1 protein-coding gene is annotated in these 977 nt (G+C 69.0%); it reads left to right on the forward strand.

The features are described from left to right. Positions 1-81: 81 nt before the first annotated feature. Positions 82-977 (forward strand): AMP-binding protein (locus tag ACLZN2_RS50960; RefSeq protein ID WP_416987100.1); only part of this gene is annotated, 896 nt, incomplete at its 3' end.

The following is a 977-nucleotide window of genomic DNA, read 5'->3' on the forward strand; positions in this document are numbered from 1 at the left end:
CCGGGTGTGGTGGCGGAGCTTGCGGCGGTGGACTTGTCGGTGGTGCCGGGGCCGGTGGGGCCGGATGTGGCGGCGTATGTGATGTATACGTCGGGGTCGACGGGTGTGCCGAAGGGTGTGGTGGTCACTCAGCGGGATGTGGTCAGGCTGGTGTCTGACCGGTGTTGGGGGGAGCCGGTTCGGGTGCTGGGGCATGCGCCGTATGCGTTTGATGCGTCGGTGTTTGAGCTGTGGGTGACGTTGGCGGGTGGTGGGTCGGTGGTGCTGGCTCCGGTGGGTGAGCTGGACGGTGGGTCGATCCGGTCGCTGGTCGGTTCGCGAGCGTTGAGTCATGTACATGTGACGGCGGGGTTGTTGCGGGTGCTGGCGGAGGAGGATCCGGGGTGCTTCGCCGGGCTGACGGAAGTACTCACGGGTGGTGATGTGGTTCCGGCGTCGGCGGTGGCGGCGGTGCTGGAGGCGTGTCCGGGGGTGGTGGTGCGGCATCTGTACGGGCCGACGGAGATCACGTTGTGTGCGACGCAGTTCCTGGCCGGGGATGGCGATGACGAGATACCTGCGGTGCTGCCGATCGGGCGGCCGTTGGACAACACCCGGATCTATCTCCTCGACGGGTGTCTGCACCCGGTTCCGCCCGGGGTGGCGGGGGAGCTGTATGTGGCGGGGGCGGGTCTGGCCCGTGGCTACCACGATCAGTCGGCTCTGACCGCCGAACGCTTTGTGGCGTGTCCGTTCGGGGCGCGGGGCGAGCGGATGTATCGGACGGGGGATCTGGCCCGCTGGACGGCTGATGGCGAGCTGGTGTTCGTGGGGCGTGCGGACGACCAGGTGAAGGTGCGTGGCTTCCGGGTCGAGCCCGGGGAGGTCGAGGCGGTTCTGGCCACCCATCCGCAGGTTGCTCAGGCGGTGGTGGTCGCCCGTGAGGACAGGGCGGGTGACAAGCGCCTCGTCGCGTACGCCGTCTCCGAGGGCGACGG

The organism is Streptomyces sp. T028, assembly GCF_048159505.1.
Classification (GTDB): Bacteria; Actinomycetota; Actinomycetes; order Streptomycetales; family Streptomycetaceae; genus Streptomyces.